The 17703-nt window shown below is 66.7% G+C and carries 18 protein-coding genes; 5 read left to right on the top strand and 13 right to left on the bottom strand.

Annotated elements, in window-relative coordinates:
* Positions 1-77: 77 nt before the first annotated feature.
* The 8 genes from dqs_RS14485 to dqs_RS14450 form a co-directional block, all read right to left on the bottom strand.
* On the bottom strand, positions 78-377 hold the full coding sequence (locus dqs_RS14485) for a ferredoxin family protein (RefSeq protein WP_065340931.1): 300 nt from the start codon (positions 375-377) through the stop codon (positions 78-80).
* The gene (locus dqs_RS14480; protein WP_065340930.1) at positions 374-1675 is read right to left on the bottom strand and encodes an FAD-dependent oxidoreductase; all 1302 of its coding nucleotides are present in this window, start codon (positions 1673-1675) and stop codon (positions 374-376) included. Before dqs_RS14480 ends, dqs_RS14485 begins: the two co-directional genes overlap by 4 nt.
* 11 nt (positions 1676-1686) lie before the next feature.
* Positions 1687-2769 carry an electron transfer flavoprotein subunit alpha/FixB family protein gene (locus tag dqs_RS14475; RefSeq protein WP_065340929.1) on the bottom strand — a complete coding sequence of 361 codons (1083 nt, stop codon included), beginning with the start codon at positions 2767-2769 and terminating at the stop codon, positions 1687-1689.
* 10 nt (positions 2770-2779) lie between these two features.
* Entirely contained in the window at positions 2780-3625 is an 846-nt protein-coding gene (locus tag dqs_RS14470; protein ID WP_065340928.1) for an electron transfer flavoprotein subunit beta/FixA family protein, read from the bottom strand.
* Between the two features lie 10 nt (positions 3626-3635).
* A complete protein-coding gene (locus dqs_RS14465; RefSeq protein ID WP_065340927.1) occupies positions 3636-3824 on the bottom strand; it encodes a 4Fe-4S dicluster domain-containing protein in 189 nt (62 codons plus the stop codon).
* A 171-nt stretch (positions 3825-3995) separates the two neighbouring features.
* Positions 3996-4676: a response regulator gene (locus dqs_RS14460; RefSeq protein WP_065340926.1), complete on the bottom strand. Its 681-nt coding sequence runs from the start codon at positions 4674-4676 to the stop codon at positions 3996-3998.
* An 8-nt stretch (positions 4677-4684) separates the two neighbouring features.
* A complete protein-coding gene (locus dqs_RS14455) occupies positions 4685-6103 on the bottom strand; it encodes a DUF4118 domain-containing protein (RefSeq protein ID WP_065340925.1) in 1419 nt (472 codons plus the stop codon).
* 100 nt (positions 6104-6203) lie between these two features.
* On the bottom strand, positions 6204-6878 hold the full coding sequence (locus dqs_RS14450) for a histidine phosphatase family protein (RefSeq protein ID WP_065340924.1): 675 nt from the start codon (positions 6876-6878) through the stop codon (positions 6204-6206).
* A 124-nt stretch (positions 6879-7002) separates the two neighbouring features.
* Between dqs_RS14450 and dqs_RS14445 the strand changes: the two genes are divergently transcribed.
* The gene (locus tag dqs_RS14445) at positions 7003-7596 is read left to right on the top strand and encodes a TRAP transporter small permease subunit (RefSeq protein WP_065340923.1); all 594 of its coding nucleotides are present in this window, start codon (positions 7003-7005) and stop codon (positions 7594-7596) included.
* Positions 7593-9275: a TRAP transporter large permease gene (locus tag dqs_RS14440; RefSeq protein ID WP_065340922.1), complete on the top strand. Its 1683-nt coding sequence runs from the start codon at positions 7593-7595 to the stop codon at positions 9273-9275. The genes dqs_RS14445 and dqs_RS14440 overlap by 4 nt, the downstream gene beginning before the upstream one ends.
* Positions 9276-9425: 150 nt before the next feature.
* Here dqs_RS14440 and dqs_RS14435 read toward each other — a convergent pair whose 3' ends face one another.
* Complete coding sequence (locus tag dqs_RS14435) at positions 9426-10574, bottom strand: TRAP transporter substrate-binding protein (protein ID WP_065340921.1); 1149 nt, start codon at positions 10572-10574, stop codon at positions 9426-9428.
* A gap of 246 nt (positions 10575-10820) precedes the next feature.
* Positions 10821-12161: a metalloprotease PmbA gene (pmbA, locus tag dqs_RS14430; protein WP_011766520.1), complete on the bottom strand. Its 1341-nt coding sequence runs from the start codon at positions 12159-12161 to the stop codon at positions 10821-10823.
* Between the two features lie 64 nt (positions 12162-12225).
* On the opposite strand from pmbA, the gene yjgA reads away from it, so the two are divergent.
* A complete protein-coding gene (yjgA, locus tag dqs_RS14425; protein ID WP_011766519.1) occupies positions 12226-12789 on the top strand; it encodes a ribosome biogenesis factor YjgA in 564 nt (187 codons plus the stop codon).
* The gene (gene mog / locus dqs_RS14420; protein ID WP_011766518.1) at positions 12786-13379 is read left to right on the top strand and encodes a molybdopterin adenylyltransferase; all 594 of its coding nucleotides are present in this window, start codon (positions 12786-12788) and stop codon (positions 13377-13379) included. Before yjgA ends, mog begins: the two co-directional genes overlap by 4 nt.
* Positions 13380-13409: 30 nt before the next feature.
* On the opposite strand, the gene dqs_RS14415 is transcribed toward mog, so the two are convergent.
* The 3 genes from dqs_RS14415 to dqs_RS14405 form a co-directional block, all read right to left on the bottom strand.
* Positions 13410-14087 carry a protein-methionine-sulfoxide reductase heme-binding subunit MsrQ gene (locus dqs_RS14415; protein ID WP_065340920.1) on the bottom strand — a complete coding sequence of 226 codons (678 nt, stop codon included), beginning with the start codon at positions 14085-14087 and terminating at the stop codon, positions 13410-13412.
* 14 nt (positions 14088-14101) lie between these two features.
* Positions 14102-15058 (bottom strand): protein-methionine-sulfoxide reductase catalytic subunit MsrP, encoded by a 957-nt coding sequence (gene msrP / locus dqs_RS14410; protein WP_065340919.1) that lies wholly within the window; start codon positions 15056-15058, stop codon positions 14102-14104.
* Between the two features lie 114 nt (positions 15059-15172).
* A complete protein-coding gene (locus dqs_RS14405) occupies positions 15173-16429 on the bottom strand; it encodes a cation:proton antiporter (protein ID WP_065340918.1) in 1257 nt (418 codons plus the stop codon).
* A 138-nt stretch (positions 16430-16567) separates the two neighbouring features.
* Here dqs_RS14405 and aroG point away from each other — a divergent pair, with 138 nt between their 5' ends.
* Complete coding sequence (gene aroG / locus dqs_RS14400) at positions 16568-17653, top strand: 3-deoxy-7-phosphoheptulonate synthase AroG (protein WP_011766514.1); 1086 nt, start codon at positions 16568-16570, stop codon at positions 17651-17653.
* Positions 17654-17703 lie beyond the last annotated feature (50 nt).

Raw genomic sequence — 17703 nt, 5'->3', positions numbered from 1 at the left:
CGATGCGCGGGGCGCGTGTTGGCCCCGCGTTCGCCACCGTTCGCCGTACGTTGCCGGCGGCCCACCCCGTCCGGAGTTCAGCCGAACTTGAACTGGATGCCGTAGCCGCCGCGTGGATACTCCCATTCGACGTTGCGGTGGGTGGTGCAGATCACCCGGCAGGTGCCACATTCGAGGCAGCCGTCGGTGGTCAGCACCACCGGGCCTTCCCCGTCCTCATAACAGCCGGCGGGGCAACAGACGGTGCATTGACGGGTGGCGCAGCGGGCGCAGACCGCCTCGTCCTTGATCTGGATGTGCGGCCGCCCGGCATCGACCAGGTAGCGGTTCTGGTACAGCTTGTCTTCGACCTTGATGCTGACCGCCTTGGCGTTCATCGGAATGCCCTCCACAGTTTGTAGGCGTCGCCGAGCAGGCCCATCAGGCCGCGTTCGGCGCGGAAGCCGCGATAGATGTCCTTCTGCTTGCTGCGTTTGTCCTCCCCGTCCACCTTGAGCATGTCGTAGGCGGAGCGGTTGAGCAGGCTGGGGTAGGTGGTGAGGAACTGCTTGTTGGCGTCGAAGATCTCCGGCAGGTCCTTGTACTTCTTCAGATCTTTCATGACGAAGCTGTCGTCCAGACGGGCACGGTAGCGGGCGAGATTGGCCGCGCTCATCGCCTTGCCTTCCCGATTCAACTCGATGACGGTCTCGGCGGCGATGCGGCCGGTCGTCATCGCCAGATTGGAGCCTTCGCGGTGCACTGCATTCACGAACATGCCGGAGTCGCCGACGATCATCCAGCCGTCGCCGTAGATTTGCGGGATGGCGTGGTAGCCGCCTTCGGGAATCAGGTGGGCGGCATACTCCTTCATCTCGCCGCCTTCCAGCATGGGCGCCACCGAGGAATGCGCCTTCAACTGTTCCAGCAGCTGGTAGGGGGTGATCTTCTGTGCCATGAAGTCCGACAGCAGGCAGCCGACGCCGACGCTGATGGAATCGCTGTTGGTGTAGAGGAAGCCGGTGCCCATCATGCCGTGGGTGATCTTGCCCATCATCTCGATCACCACGCCTTCCTCGTCCTGGATGTTGAAGCGCGATTCGATGACATCCTTGGGCAGGAAGTGGATTTCCTTCACCGCCAGCGCGACATGCCTGGGGTCCAGTTCCGGGCGGAAGCCGGCCTTGCGCGCCAGGGTGGAGTTCACCCCGTCGGCGAGGATCACCAGGTTGGCGTAAATCCTGCCGTCGGTGCGATCCACCTCGACGCCGATGACCTTGCCGGCGTCATCGCGCAGCAGCTCCTTCACCGTGGTTTCGCAGATCACCAGCGCACCGGCTTCCTTTACCTTGTCGGAGAACCACTTGTCGAACCTGGCGCGGATGATGGTGTAGCGGTTGTAGGGCGGCTTGTTGAAGTCGTCGGAGCGGAAGTGGGTGCCGACGTAGGAGCGCTCGTCCATCACCCACATGCGCTGCTCGATGATGTGGCGTTCCAGCGGGGCTTCCTCGCGGAAATCGGGAATGATGCGCTCCAGCGCATCGGAATAGAGGATGGCGCCCTGCACGTTCTTGGCGCCCGGGCTTTCGCCGCGTTCGATCTGCAGCACCTTGAGGCCGGACCTGGCCAGGGTGTAGGCGGCGGCGTTGCCGGAGGCGCCCGCGCCGACCACGATGACATCGAATTTTTCGGACATGGTCGCTTTCCTCAGCCTGCACGGCGGGTGGTGGCCAGCTTCTGCCGAAAGGCTTCGGTGAGCGCCGGCAGGATCTGCAGCGCGTCGCCGACGATGCCGTAGTGGGCGAAGTCGAAGATGGGCGCGTTGGGGTCGTTGTTGATGGCGATGATGCAGTCCGCGCCTTCCATGCCGACGCGGTGCTGGATGGCGCCGGAGATGCCGGCGGCGATGTAGAGCTTGGGCCGCACCGTCTTGCCGGACTGGCCGACCTGGCGGTCCAGCTCTGCCCAGCCCGCCTGTACCACCGGCCGCGAGGCGCCGACTTCGGCGCCCAGCACCCGGGCCAGATCCCACACCAGCTGGAAGTTCTCCTGCTTGGCCAGGCCCTTGCCACCGGACACGATGATGTCGGCGAAGGGTAGCTGCGGCTTGTCACGGCTGTCGTCGGGGATGTAGTCCAGCACCTTGGTGATGATGGATTCCTCCGCCATCGCCAGCGGATGCTCGATGATCGTGCCGCCTCTGCCTTCCTGGCGTTCCGGCATCGCCATCACCCGCGGCCGCACGGTCGCCATCTGCGGCCGGTAGTTCAGGGTGACGATGGTGCAAAGCAGGCTGCCGCCGAAGGTCGGGCGGGTGGCGGCGAGGCTGCGGTTGTCCATGTCGATGGTGAGGCTGGTGCAGTCGGCGGTGAGGCCGGTGAGCAGGGTGGTGGCCACCGAGCCGGCGAGGTCGCGGCCCTGGGTGGTGGCGCCCAGAAGCAGCACTTCCGGCTGATAGGTGTTGACCAGCTCGGTCATGCCGCGGGTGAAGGGGTCGTTGCGGTAGTCCTTCAGCGTCGGGCTTTCCATCAGGTAGCAGAGGTCGGCGCCGTAGGCGAAGGCGTCGTGGCAGAAGCGCTGGCCATCGTCGCCGGGGGCGGCGAGGACGACGCCGGCCAGCTCCACGCCCAGCATGTCGGCCAGCTTGCGGCCTTCACCCAGCAGTTCCCAGGACACCGGATGAACCTGGCCGCGCTCATGCTCGATGAAGACCCATACCCCCTTGTAGGTGGCCAGCCGCGGATCGAGTTCGAATTTGCGCTTCTTCTTTACGGGTGCGTCGTTGCTCATGTTCGTCTCCTTAGGCGGCGCGCCGGGCGAGTTCGGCTTCCACCACCGGGAAGCGCTGGCCCAGGCGGGCAATGAGTTCGATGGCGAGGTCCGCCGGGCGGCCGCTGGCCACCGTCACCATTTCCGCCTTCTCGGCGCGCGGACTGGGGGTGAAAACCTTGTTCACCACCGTTGGAGAGCCTTTCAGGCCGATCTTGGTGACGTCCTCGATGCCGGCGGCGACGCGGTCCCAGCGGGTGAGTTCGTGGCGGGCGGCGCGCAGCTGGTCGGGCAGGTTGCCGCGGCGCATCTCGTTGGTGCCTTCGAGCATGGTCACCAGGCAGGGCAGGGCGGTCTTCAGCAACTGGACGCCGCCTTCGGCGCGGCGCTCCACCGTGATCCTGCCGGCGGCCTCATCCAACTCGTTGATGCGCGAGACGTAGGTGAGCAACTGTAGTTCCATGCGCGTGGCAATGCCGGGGCCAACCTGGGCGGTGTCGCCGTCTATGGTCTGCTTGCCGGTGAACACCAGGGTGACCGGGTGGCTCTCGTGGATCTTGCGGATGGCCGAGGCCAGGGCGAAGCTGGTCGCCAGCGTGTCGGCGCCGGCGAAGGCCTTGTCGGTGACGAGGATGATCTCGTCGGCCCCGTAGGACAGTGCCTTGCGTAGCGCGGCTTCGGCCTGCGGCGGGCCCATCGTGATCACGGTGACGCGGCCGCCGTGCTTGTCCTTCAGCCGCAAGGCCTCTTCCAGGGCGAAGAGGTCGTAGGGGTTGATGATGGCGGGCACGCCCTGCCGCATGATGGTGTTGGTGACCGGATGCACCCGGATCTGGGCGCTGTCGGGCACCTGCTTGATGCAGACGACGCTGTGCATGGACGGCTCCTCAGGCGTAGGTGATACAGCCGTCCACCGGGCAGTTGCTCATGCACTCGGGTTCGCCACCATCGCATTCCGTACAGCTCGCGGCGTCGATTCTGTAGACGCCTTTTTTTTCTGCAATGGAACTGGTGGGGCAGACGGAATCGCACATTCCGCAGCTGGTGCACTGCACCGGATCGATCTTGAGGGCCATGCTTTCGCTCCTGGAAGGTTCAAATCGAGAACAGTTCCAGCTTAGGGAGCGAGGCCGATAAATGCGGTAAAGAACGGATGTTGCACTGCAAAAAAATCATAAACGCCGGCAGTGCGGGAGGGGTCCTCCGAGGGCGCGCCGCGATCCGGCACCCGCGGGCAGCGCGCTAGATCAGGGCTCGAAGCGGTAGCCCACCCCGGTTTCGGTCAGGAAGTGCACAGGCTGGGCGGGGTCGGCCTCCAGCTTTTGGCGCAAGCGCCCAACGTAGATGCGAAGGTAATGGTTGCTGTCGACGTAGGCCGGCCCCCATACCTCGCGCATCAGGTGGTTGTGGGTCAGCACCTTGCCGGCGTTGGCGGCCAGTACGGTGAGCAGCCGGTATTCGATCTTGGTGAGGTGTACCGCCTCGCCGTTGCGGACCACCGTGCGGCGCACGAAGTCCGCCTCGACCTCGCCGAAATTCAGCCGGCCGGAGCTGTCCTCGTGCTTGACGTGGCGGCGTACCAGCGCCCGTACGCGGGCGAGCAGTTCGCCTACGCCGAAGGGTTTGGCGAGGTAGTCGTCGGCGCCTTCGTCGAGTGCGCGGATCTTGTCGTCTTCCTCGCCGCGAGCCGACAGGATCAGCACCGGCACATGGCTCCACGCACGGATGCCGCGCAGGACCTCCATGCCGTCCAGGTCGGGCAGGCCGAGGTCGAGCACGATCAGGTCGGCCTTGCGGGTGCCAGCCTCGATCAGGCTGCGCTTGCCGCTATCCACCGTAAAGACGCGGTAGTTCTCGCCTTCGAGGGCGTTGCGCACCAAGCGGCGGATTTGCGGTTCGTCCTCGACCACCAGCACGGTGATGTCCATGATCGCTGTCACTCTTCGTAGATGATCGGAGGCGTGCCGAGTGGCAGCCGCAACTGGACGCAGGCGCCGCGCTCGCGGTTGCGCACCGCGATGCTGCCGCCGTGGGCCGCCATGATGCGCTGGCAGATGGACAATCCGAGTCCCATGCCGGGTACGCTCGACTCCGCGTTTCCGCGTTCGAACAGTTCGAACAGGCGGTCGATGTTGCCTGGCGGGAAGCCTGCGCCTTGGTCGCAGACCTCGATGCAGGCCTGGTTGTCCGTGGTGTCGACGAAGGCGGCGATCTCGATGGGCGCGCCGGCCGGGGAATACTTGGCGGCGTTGTCGATCAGATTGCACACCACCCGTTCAAGCAGCGTCGCGTCGAATTCCACCAACGGCAGGTCGGGCTCCAGCCGCACACGGATCGGATGGTCTGACAGCTGCGGCTTTAACAGGCGCACGCTGGCCGCGATGACATCGTCGAGCAGGTGCCATTCGCGCCGCGGCCGTATCGTGCCGCTGTGCAGGCGGGCCATGTCGAGCACATTGTTGAGAATGCCGCCGAGGGCGCGGGCCTGATGCAGCAGCGAAGTGGCCGTCTGGTGGGCTTCCGGGGGCAGCGGGTCGCGCGACATCACCAGGCTGTCGGCCAGCCCGATCAGTACGGTCATCGGCGTGCGCAGGTCGTGGGACAGCGCCGCTAGCACCGAGGTACGCAAGCGCTCGGACGATATCGCCACAGCGTGGCTTTCGGCGAGTTCCACGTAACGCACGCGTTCGATCGCGGTCGCCAGCAGCGAGGCAACGGTACGGAAACGTTCGGAGTCCGGCGGCGGCAGTTGCGTTTCCTGCGGGGCGAGGCCGACATGCAGCTCGCCGCGACGGGTTTCGGCGCCCTGCAGCGCAAACACCGCGGCGGGGGGCGCTGCGGCGGGCGGGTCATCCGGCAGCACCAGTCGGGCTATCCGGTCCTGGCGTGCGAGATAGCCGTCGAGCGCGCGCCTGATCTGATCTATCGTGATGCAACCCGCCAGTTCGTGCGCCAGTTCGTAGAGGGCTGCAGTATCGCGCTCCTGGGACGCGCTGAGGCGGGTCTGGCGGCCCAGGCCGGTGCTCAGCTGCGCGGTGATCAGGCCCACCGTCAGCATCACCACCAGGGTGACGAGGTACTGAAGATCGGTGGGAATGAAGGCGAAGTGGGGCGGGACGATGACGTAGTCGAGCAACACCGTGTTGGCGAAGGCTACCGTCACCGCCGGCCCACGACCCAGCCGCAGGGCGGCCAGAAAGACCGCCAGCAGGAACAGCATGGCAATGTTGGCCGGATCGAGCAGGTGGCGCAGCGGGGCCGCGCAGGCCGTCACCAGCAGGCTGCCGCCGACCGCCATCAGGTAGGGGCGGGCGCGCTGCAAGGGGGTGAGCGGCACGATCGGAGGGGCGGTCACGTCTGGCGGCGGAAGAAGCGACGGGAGCCGGAACGATAGCGGAGCCCGTCGCACGCGCTGTAAAAAAGCCGTTAATTCCTGCACCGACGCGCCCCCGCGCTCAGGCGTTCGGCAACTCGTCGCGGGCGCTCGCCAGATGGTCTTGCACGCCCCAGGCGACCAGGTGCCAGTCCGGCCCGTCGCCGTCGTACTCCAGCCAGTTCAGTGCGGCATTGAGGATGGGGAAGTCGCGCGGCGCTTCCAGCGGCAGTTTGCTGGCGAGGCGATGGGCGATGTCGAGCACGCCGCCGTGGGTGACGACCAGGATCTGTTCGCCGAGGTGGCGATGTGCGAGCGCCTTCAGCGCGGCACCGATGCGCGCGGCGAAATCCGCCAGACTTTCGCCGCCGTCGGGGAAGGCGAACGTGGCCTCGCGCGCGCGAAAGCGGGCGTAGGCGTCCGGATGGCGTTCGGCGGCTTCGTCATAGGTGAGCCCCTGGAAGAGGCCGTAGTGACGTTCGCGCAGCGCCGCGCTGGGCTGGGTCTCGAGGCCCAGGTCGCGTGCGGCGGGGGCCGCGGTCTGCAGCGCGCGAGTGAGGTCGCTGGCGTAGATGGCAGCGAAGCGCCCGCCTTGCAAGCTGCGCGCCGTGGCTTCCGCCTGGCCAAGGCCGACCTCGTTCAGTGGAACGTCGAGATGGCCCTGCAGGCGGCGTTCGGCGTTCCACCGCGTCTCACCGTGGCGCACAAGGCAAATCCTGCAACGGCGCGGGTTCTGGGGGTGTTGGAGCGTGTTCATCGATAGTGGAATACCCTAGCTTTAAGCCCTTGGCCTCTATGGAATAATCCGGCCACCGCAAGGGCCGGCGGACAATAAGCCGGACCGGCGTCCCGCATTTAGTCGTCCTCCAAAGGAGTCCTTCGTGTCCTTCCTGCTGAGTCTTTCCCGGTTGATCGACTGGATCAACGAACGGGTAGGACGTAGCGTGATGTGGCTCGTGCTGATCGCCGTGGTGATCAGCGCGGGAAACGCGCTCGTCCGCAAGCTGTTTAACACAAGTTCCAACGCGCTTCTCGAAATTCAGTGGTACCTGTTCGCGGCCATCTTCATGCTCGCCGCGGGTTACACCTTCCTGCGCAACGAGCACGTGCGCATCGATGTGCTCACCGGACGACTGTCGCCCCGCGGGCAGAACATCGTCGACATCATCGGCATCGCGCTCTTCATGCTGCCGATGGCCGTGCTGCTGTTGTGGCTGTCGCTGCCGATCGTGAAGCTCTCGATCGTGTCCGGCGAGATGTCCGCCAATCCCGGGGGGCTGATCCGCTGGCCGGTCAAGCTGATGCTGCCGCTGGGCATGTTCTTCCTGATCCTGCAGGCACTGTCCGAACTCATCAAGCGCATCGCCTTCCTCACCGGGCACGGCCCCAACGCGCTGGTCAAGCATGGCGCGCCTTCCGCTGAAGAAGAACTGGCCGCCGCGATCAAGCAGCAGGCCACCGGAGGTGCGCAATGACCCAGTTCCTGATTGCCAACATGGCGCCGGTGATGTTCGTGGCGCTGGTGTTCTTCCTGCTGATGGGCTTTCCGGTCGCGTTCGCGCTCGCGGCCAACGGCATCGTGTTCGGCCTCATCGGCATCGAACTCGGCCTGCTCAGCCCCGCGCTGTTCCAGGCGCTGCCGGAACGCATCTTCGGCATCATGGCCAACGACACGCTGCTGGCCATTCCCTTCTTCACCTTCATGGGCCTGGTCCTCGAGCGCAGCGGCATGGCGGAGGATCTGCTGGATACCATCGGCCAGCTGTTCGGCCCGATCCGTGGGGGTCTCGCCTACGCGGTGATCTTCGTCGGCGCACTGCTGGCGGCCACCACAGGCGTGGTCGCGGCTTCGGTCATCTCGATGGGACTGATCTCGCTGCCCATCATGCTGCGCTACGGTTACGACCACCGCCTGGCCTCGGGCGTGATCGCGGCGTCCGGCACCCTGGCCCAGATCATCCCGCCATCGCTGGTGCTGATCATCATGGCCGACCAGCTCGGCCGCTCCGTGGGCGACATGTACCAGGGCGCGCTGCTGCCGGGGCTGGTGCTTACTGGCCTGTATGTGGGCTATGTGTTCCTGATCACGCTGTTCCGCCCGAAATTCGCGCCCGCGATGCCGGTCGAGGCCCGTACCATCCGGGAGGAGGACGGCAGTTCGGGCCTGCGTTCGCTGGCGGTACTGTTCGTGATCTCGGTGGCCGCTGCGGTGGCCTTCGCCAAGACCTGGGGTGTGGGCAAGCCGACCGACGAGGTGGTGGTGATTTCCTCGCTGGTGGCGATCGGCGTCGCCTTCATCGCATCGGTGATCAACCGCCTGTTCAAGCTCGGCCTGCTGTCGAAGATGGCCGAACGCGTCACCTTCGTGCTGATTCCGCCGCTCGGGCTGATCTTCCTCGTGCTCGGCACCATTTTCCTCGGCATCGCCACCCCCACCGAAGGCGGCGCCATGGGTGCCGTGGGCGCGGTGCTGATGGCGATGTCGCGCGGGCGCTTGAGCTTTGCGCTGACCAAGCAGGCGATGGACGTCACCACCAAGCTGTCGTGCTTCGTGGTCTTCATCCTGATCGGTTCCACGGTGTTCGGCCTCACCTTCCGCGGCGTCAATGGCGACTTGTGGGTGGAACACCTGCTGACCGCGCTCCCCGGCGGCCAGACCGGCTTCCTGATCGCGGTGAACATCCTGGTGTTCGTGCTGGCGTTCTTCCTCGACTTCTTCGAACTTGCTTTCATCATCGTGCCGCTGCTGGCGCCGGTGGCGGACAAGCTGGGCATCGACCTGATCTGGTTCGGTGTGCTGCTGGCGGTGAACATGCAGACCTCGTTCATGCACCCGCCGTTCGGCTTCGCGTTGTTCTACCTGCGCTCTGTCGCGCCGCCGAAGATCAAGACCACCGAGATCTACTGGGGCGCGGTGCCGTTCGTCTGCATCCAGATCCTTATGGTGGCGCTGGTGATCATGTTCCCGAACATCGTCTCGTACGACCACGGCAAGGCCCAGTCGGCGCCGACAGAGCTGCAGCTGCAGTTGCCTGCCGCGGGGGGTGATACACCGAGCGGCGCCGCCGAGGGTGCGGGCTCGGGTGGCAGCAGCGGCGGTCCGAGCCTCGATCTGCTGCAGCAACTCCAGCAGCAGGGCGGCGGCAGCCGCTGATATCCGAGCGGTTCCAGCGAACAGGGCCCTTCGGGGCCCTTTTTTTGGAGCGCCGGGCCCACCGCAGCGCCAGCACCGACTTGGGCTGGCGCGACGGACGAAAAAAAGCCCGCAGCGCGCTGCGGGCTTTTGGATGCCGGGGTAGGTCGGTCAGCGGGCCGCTTGGAGGAAGCGGTCCATCGTCGCCTCCGCCACACTGAACCACGCATTCTGCGAACGGCGGTACTTGTCCCACTCGGTGAAGATCTTCTTCCATGCGGGGTTCTTGCCGGCTTCTTCGTTGTACAGCTCGAATGCGGCCTTGTAAGCACCCTTCATGATCTCGTCCGAATAGGCTTCCAGCTTCACGCCATTCGACAGCAGACGCGCCAGCGCCTGCGGGTTCTTGTCGTCGTACGAGGCCATCATCGTGATGTTGGCTTCATGCGCGGCTGCGCGCAGGGCTTCCTGGTAGAACTTCGGCAGCTTGGCCCAGGCGTCACGGTTGATGAAGAAATGCACGACCGGACCCGGCTCCCACCAGCCCGGGTAGTAGTAGTTCGGCGCAACCTTGTAGAAGCCGAGCTTCTCGTCATCGTAGGGGCCGACCCACTCCGCGGCATCGATGGTGCCCTTTTCCAGTGAGGGGTAGATGTCGCCGCCTGCGATCTGCTGCGGAATCGCGCCCAGACGCGAGAACACCTCGCCACCCAGGCCGGCGATGCGGATCTTCAGACCCTGCAGGTCGGCCACGGTCTTGACCGGCTTGCGGTACCAGCCGCCCATCTGGGTGCCGGTGTTGCCGCCCATCAGCGACAGGACGTTGTAGTTGGCATAGAACTCGTCGAGCAGCTGCTGGCCGCCGCCGAACATGATCCACGCGTTCATCTGGCGCGCGTTCATGCCGAAGGGCACCGAGGTGCCGAAGCCGAAGGTCTTGTCCTTGCCGACGTAGTAGTAGGAGCAGGTGTGGCACAGCTCGACGGTACCCTGCTGCACCGCGTCCAGCGCCTGCAGGCCCGGCACGATTTCGCCCGCGGGAAAGACGCGGATGTCGAACTTGCCGTCGGTGATCGCGCGCAGGCGGTTGGCCATGACTTCCGCGCCGCCGTAGATCGTGTCCAGGCTCTTGGGGAAGCTGGACGTCAGGCGCCACTTGATTTCCGGCAGTCCGGTCTGGACGGCAGGCGCGCCGCCAGCGGCACCCGTGGGGGCAGCAGCAGGTGCGGCTTCTTCTTTCTTGCCGCAGGCGGTAAGGCCCACGGCGGCGCCGGCGACCAGGCCGGCACCTGCTTTCTGCAGGAATGAACGACGTTCCACGATCTCTCCTCTTTGACTGTGAACAGTAGTTTTACGACTTATGCCACGGGCCGATTATAGGCCGCTGCCTTGCCCCCAAAACCGGAGGAAAACCCTAATCGGCGCGGGGCTTGCGGGCGTGGGGAAGGCGCGCGGACATGCGCCGGAAGGCGTAGTGGCGGCGGATGTGGAACGGCCCGCCACCGCCCCGGATGGGGGCGGTCGGGCGGGCCGGGAAGGTGCGGAGACGGGGAAGGTGCCGGCCGCTCAGCGGCCCGCGATCTTCATGCGTTCGATCAGCAGCGAGCCGCAGTGCTTGGCGCCGCGCGGCAGTGCGTCGTTGCCCACCGCGACGATGTTGCGGAACATGTCGCGCAGGTTGCCGGCGATGGTGACTTCCTCGACCGCGTGCTTGATCTTGCCCTTTTCCACCCAGTAGCCGGCCGCGCCGCGGGAGTAGTCGCCGGTGACGTAGTTGACCCCGTGGCCGAGCAGCTCGGTGACGATCAGGCCGCGCTCCATGCGCTTGATGAGGCCGGCGAAGTCGTCGGTGCCCGGCGTGACCGTGAGGTTGTGCGAACCGCCGGCGTTACCGGTCGTCTGCATGCCCAGCTTGCGCGCGGAGTAGGTCGACAGGAAGTAGCCCTGCAGCACGCCGTCCACCACCACGTCGCGGTCGCGCGTGGCGACGCCGTCGCTGTCGAACCAGCTGGTGCCGAAGGCCTTCTTCAGGTGCGGCCGTTCGGCGATGGTGACCACCGGCGAAAACACCTGCTGGCCGAGGCTGTCGAGCAGGAAGCTGGACTTGCGGTAGAGCGAACCGCCGGACACCGCCTGCACGAAGTTGCCGAGCAGGGCGATCGCAAGCGGCGCTTCGAAGATGACCGGCACCTCGCAGGTGCGGATCTTCTTGGCGCCCAGGCGGCTGATCGCGCGTTCGCCGGCGATGCGGCCGACTTCTTCGGGGCTGATCAGGTCCGCCGCGTCGCGGCGCGAGTCGTACCAGTATTCGCGCTGCATGCCATCGCCTTCGCCCGCGATGACGGAGCACGACAGGCCGTGCCGCGTGGTGGCGTAGCCGCCCATGAAGCCGTGGCTGTTGGCCGACACGAACTGCGACTGCTGGATGGAAACGTTGGCGCCTTCGGAGTTGGTGATCTTGGGCGACACCGCGAACGCGGCCTCTTCGCAGCGCCGTGCGAGGCCGATCGCATCATCGACGCCGATCTTCCACGGATGGAAGAGGTCGAGGTCCGGCATGTCCTGCGCCATCAGGCTGGCGTCGGCCAGGCCGGCGCAGGGGTCGGGCGCGGTGAAACCGGCGATCGACACCGCGGCATCCACGGTGGCCTTCAGCGCCGCCTTGGAAAAGTCGGAGGTACTGGCATAGCCGCGCTGCTGGCCCAGGTAGATGGTGACGCCGATGCCTTTGTCGCGGTTGTACTCGATGGTATCGACTTCGCCCTTGCGCACCGCGACCGATTGGCCGAACCCTTCCGACACGTCGGTTTCGCAGGCTGTCGCACCGCGCTTCCGGGCGTACTTGAGGATGTCGGCGGCGATTTCGCGCAGCTGCGCCTGGGAGAAGGAGAAGCCTTGAGCGGACATGGGCGGAACACCGGGAGGCAAAGGCTATAATCTTACCCCGATCCCGCCTGACGCTTGACCCACAATGGTTTCCCGCCCTGAATATCACGACCCCGCCGACGAAGACGGCATGGAGCCGCCGAGCAAGAGCAGCCGCAAGCGGGCGATGCACGCGCTGCAGGATCTTGGCCAGCAACTCGTCGATCTCTCGGTCGAACGGCTGCGCAAGGTGCCGATGCCCGAAGAGCTGTTCGACGCGGTGCGCGACGCCCAGCGCTTCACCTCCCACGAGGCGCGCCGGCGCCAGATGCAGTACATCGGCAAGCTGATGCGCAACGTCGATCCGGAGCCGATCCAGGCCCAGCTCGACGTGTTCAACGGCGTCTCCGCCGCCGAAGTGGCGCGCCAGCACCGCCTGGAAAAGCTGCGCGCCGACTTCATCGAAGACGAGAAGGTGCTGGAGCACATCGCCAACACCTGGCCGCAGGCCGATCTGCAGCATCTGCGCACCCTGCGCCGCAATGCGCTGAAAGAGCGCGACAACAACAAGCCGCCCAAGTCCTTCCGCGAAATCTTCCGCGTGCTGCGCGACCTGGAAGCCGCGGGCGCGGATGACGACACCCCCGACGACTCCCCGGAGCAAGCATGAGCGACAGCATCACCATCGGCCTGGTTTCAATCAGCGACCGTGCCTCGGACGGCACCTACGAAGACCAGGGCATCCCGTCGCTGAAGGAGTGGCTGGGGCGCGCGCTGACCTCGCCGTGGACCGCGGTGACGCGGCTGATTCCCGACGACCAGCCCACGATCGAGCGCACGCTGGTCGAACTGGCCGACACCGCGGGCTGCTCCCTCATCCTCACCACCGGCGGCACCGGCCCGGCGCCGCGCGATGTCACGCCCGAGGCCACGCTGGCGGTGGGCGACAAGGTGATGCCTGGGTTCGGCGAGGAGATGCGCCGCATCAGCCTCAACTTCGTGCCCACGGCGATCCTGTCGCGCCAGGTGGCGGTGATCCGTGGCAGCAGCCTGATCGTGAACCTGCCGGGCCAGCCGAAGTCGATCCGCGAAACCCTCGAAGGCCTGCGCGGCGCCGACGGCAGCGTCGAACATGTCGGCATCTTCGCGGCGATCCCCTACTGCATCGACCTGATCGGCGGCCCCTACGTGGAGACCGACGAGACGGTGATCAAGGCCTGGCGGCCCAAGCACGCCATCCGCCCGAAGCCTGCCGTCTGAGCACTTGCCGCCGCCTCCGGGCGGCGGTCTTCATTTCGGCACCAGCGGGATGACCTTGCCGCGCGGCACCCGGGCCGGCAACGCGGCCGCGAGTTGCCGGCGGCGCTCCTGCTCACGCCACCACGCCCGCACCCCCAGCAGCGCTGCCAGCAGCAGCGCATACACCGCCGGCGCCAGCACGTCGGCCTTCACCAGCCACCAGTAATGCACCACGCCGAGGATGGCGATGCCATACACCGAGCGGTGCAGCGATTGCCAGCGGCGTCCGCCCAGGCGACGGATCGAGAACGCGTTGGAGGTCAGCGCCAGTGGCAGCATCAGCACCAATGCGGCAAAGCCCACCGTGATGAAGGGGCGCTTCAGGATGTCGAGCGCGATCGCCATCCAGTCGAAGAACTGGTCCAGCCACAGGTAGGTGAACAGGTGGGCGACGCCGTAGGCAAATGCGAACAGTCCCAGCATCCGCCGCAGCCGCAGCAGCCAGTGCAGGCGGGTGGCGCGCCGCAGCGGCGTGACGGTGAGCGTGATCAGCAGGAAGCGCAGCGTCCATTCGCCGCTGGCGTGCGTGATCGCCTCGACCGGATTGGCGCCGAGCGTGTCCCGGTAGGCGCCGAGCGCCAGTTGCACCGCGGGCAGCAGGCACAGCAGAAACAGCGCGGCCTTGATGACCGCGATCTGGAACGAGGTAGGGTGACGCAGGATCGCCATCGTGAGGTCCGGATTCAGAAGTTGCGCTGCAAGTCCATGCCCTGGTACAGCCGCGCCACCTGGTCGGCGTAGCCGTTGAACATCAGCGTCGGCCGCTTGCGGAATTCGCCGATGCGGCGCTCCGTCGCCTGGCTCCAGCGCGGGTGCGACACCTCGGGATTGACGTTGGAATAGAAGCCGTATTCGTCGGGCGCCGCGCGGTTCCATGCCGTGGCTGGCTGCTTGTCGACAAGGCGGATCGCGACGATGGACTTCGCGCTCTTGAAGCCGTATTTCCACGGCACCACCAGCCGCAGCGGGGCGCCGTTCTGGTTCGGCAGCACCTCGCCATACAGGCCCACCGCCAGGATGGTCAGCGGGTGCAGCGCTTCGTCCATGCGCAGGCCTTCCGCATAGGGCCACTCCAGCACCGGGCGGCGGGTCATGATCTTGGGATCGTAGTGGCTGACGAACTCCACGTACTTCGCGCTGCCCTGGGGCTCCACCTGCTTGAGCAGCGCGGCGAGCGGAAAGCCCACCCACGGGATCACCATCGACCACGCCTCCACGCAGCGCAGCCGGTAGATGCGTTCTTCCAGCGGGGCGAGCCGCAGCAGTTCGTCGATGTCGAAGGTGCGGGGCTTGTTGGCGAGGCCCTCCACCCGCAGCGTCCACGGCCGCAGCGCCATCTTGCCGGCGTTCTCCGCGGGGTCGGCCTTGTCGGTGCCGAATTCGTAGAAGTTGTTGTAGGTGGTCACGGACTTGTAGCTGGTCTTTTCCTCCGTCGTGCTCAATGGCGAGGGCGCCAGCGGCGACAGCGCGGTGCGCCCCGGGCCCGGGGCGGGCGCGGCGTGTGCAGACAGCAGGCCAGGGCCGAGCAGCGCGCCGGCAAGCCCGGCGCCGGCGGTGGCAATGAAGCGGCGGCGGTCTTCGAACAGCGCGCGCGGGGTGATTTCGGAGGGGGGGATATCGGCAGGACGCTTGATCAACATGGTTGGGCTCCGGGCGGCGTGGGCGAGGGCTGCGGCACGCTGCCACACTGACAATCCATCCTTGGGCGACGTTCAAAACCGCACCGTCGCCCTGGGGCTCACCCGCGGCCCGGCTCAGGAACCGTTGCGCGGACAGTCCGCGGGTTCCAGCGCCGGCGCGGCCGCGCGCGGCAGGCACAGGCGGTAGAGCGGGCCGGTCAGCGTGGTCGACAGCACCGCCAGCGTCACCAGCGCGGCGTAGGCGTACTCCGAGAGTAGACCCTGATCGCGCAGGATGGTGGCAGCGACGATCTCCATCAGCCCCTTGCACTGGAGCAGGGCGCCCACTGCCAGCGCCTGGCGGCGCGACAGCATGGGCGAGGGCGGGTAGGCGAGCACCGCCGCCAGTTTGGAAACCACCGCCAGGGCCAGCAGGCCGAGCGAGGCGGTAAGCGAGGACCACGACAGCGCGTTGCCGTCGATGCCGAGGCCGCTATGGCCGAAGAACAGCGGCGCGAGGCCCACCAGCGCGAACTTGCCGATGCCTTCCACCGGCAGCCGCGCGGCCCAGTTCGGCGCCATCATGGCGCCGGCAAAGTAGGCGCCGAGCAGGGCGTGCAGGCCGATGCTGGAACTCGCCCACGCACCCACCGTCAGGTAGAGCGCGGCAACCGGCCACAGCATCCACGCTGGCGCTACCCAGCCGGTGCGCGATGCCACCACGCCCAGCAGCCCCAGCACGCCAAGCGCCCCCACCGCGAGCAGTTCGCTGCCGTCCCAGGTGGCAAAGGCGGTGCCCCCGTTGGCGAACAGCAGCAGCACCGCGAGCCCGATCCACAGCACCGCGTCATCGATCACGGCGACGCCGAGCGCGATCTGGCCGAGCGGGCGTTCGGGCGGCGCAAGTTCGCGCACCAGGCCGATCAGCACCGGCAGCGCGCTGACCGCCACGCACAGCCCGATCGCCAGCGCGCCGATCCAGCCGTCGCCGCGCGGGGCGGCCCAGCCGGGCAGGCCAAGAAAGTGATAGTGCGCGGCGACCGTGCCGACGATGAACGGCAGCGCGAGCGCGGCCGCGGCGCTGCTGGCCAGGCGCGATACCGACAGCCGCTGTGCGGGCAGCGCGTGAACCGTCTCGGTGCTGTCGGGTGTCTGGCGCATTTCCAGCCCGGCGGCGAACGCGAGCAGCAGCACGCCGACAAAGCCGATCTGGTGGCCGATCAACGAGGGAATGCCGATCGCGACCGCCGGCAGGTGGGCGGCGGCGAGGCCGAGGCCCACCAGAATCGGTAACACCGCCAGCGGCAGGCGGCGGCCCAGTCCGCGCCAGATCAGCCACGGCAGCAGTACGAACACGAGCGCGTCGAAGACAAGCGCGAGCAAGGGCGGCATGGCGTTCTCCCTTGGCTGGAGGAAAGGAGGCTCACCTTAATCCTGTTCTTTTTGCGCCGCAACATGCTGGAGCCGGCGCGGACAGGCACAAAAGTTCGCTAGAATCGTCCGCTTTACCGCTTTCGGCCAGGTTTCGTCATGTCCGCCTCAATGAAGATCCATATCGACGACGTCCGCATCAAGGAGATCAAGGAACTGGTGCCGCCCGCCCATGTGCTGCGCGAGTTTCCGGCGACCGCCAAGTCCGCGGAAACGGCGTACGAGGCGCGCCAGGCGATCCACCGCATCCTCTACGGCGCCGACGACCGCCTGCTGGTGGTGGTGGGGCCGTGCTCCATCCACGATGCTGACGCGGCGATGGAATATGCCCGCCGCCTGAAGGTCGAGGCTGAGCGGCTGAAGAACGACCTGCTGGTGGTGATGCGGGTGTATTTCGAGAAGCCGCGCACCACGGTGGGCTGGAAGGGCCTGATCAATGACCCCCACCTGGACGGCAGCTTCGCGATCAACGAAGGCGTACGGCTCGCGCGCAAGCTGCTGTGGGAAATCAACGAACTCGGCCTGCCCGCCGGCACCGAGTTCCTCGACATGATCACGCCGCAGTACATCGCCGACCTGATCAGCTGGGGCGCGATCGGCGCCCGCACCACCGAGAGCCAGGTGCACCGCGAACTGGCCTCCGGCCTGTCGTGCCCGGTGGGCTTCAAGAACGGCACCGACGGCAACGTCCGCATCGCGGTCGATGCGATCAAGGCGGCGCAGTCGCCGCATCATTTCCTCAGCGTCACCAAGGCCGGCCACTCGGCCATCGTCTCCACCCGCGGCAACGAGGACTGCCACGCCATCCTGCGCGGCGGCAAGAGCACCAACTACGATGCCGCCAGCGTGGATGCCGCGTGCAAGGAACTCGCGGCCTCCGGCGTGCCGGGCAAGGTCATGATCGACTTCTCGCACGCCAACAGCCGCAAGCAGCACCGCCTGCAGATCGAGGTGGCGCACGACGTCGCGGCCCAGCTGGCGCGCGGCGAGGACCGCATCATCGGGGTGATGGTGGAGTCCCACCTGAAGGAAGGCCGTCAGGACCTCAAGCCGGGCTGCACGCTGGAATACGGCATGAGCATCACCGACGCCTGCATCGGCTGGGAAGACTCGGTCGGCGTGCTCGACACGCTGGCCGGCGCCGTGCGCCAGCGCCGCGTGGAGCGCGCGGCCGAGACGGAGTAAGGCCCGGCCTTGCCCGCGCCGCGTAGCGCAATCACCGACGCCCGCCGCCA

It is taken from the genome of Azoarcus olearius, from assembly GCF_001682385.1.
Classification (GTDB): Bacteria; Pseudomonadota; Gammaproteobacteria; order Burkholderiales; family Rhodocyclaceae; genus Azoarcus; species Azoarcus olearius.
This window is presented reverse-complemented; position numbering and strand designations above follow the sequence as displayed.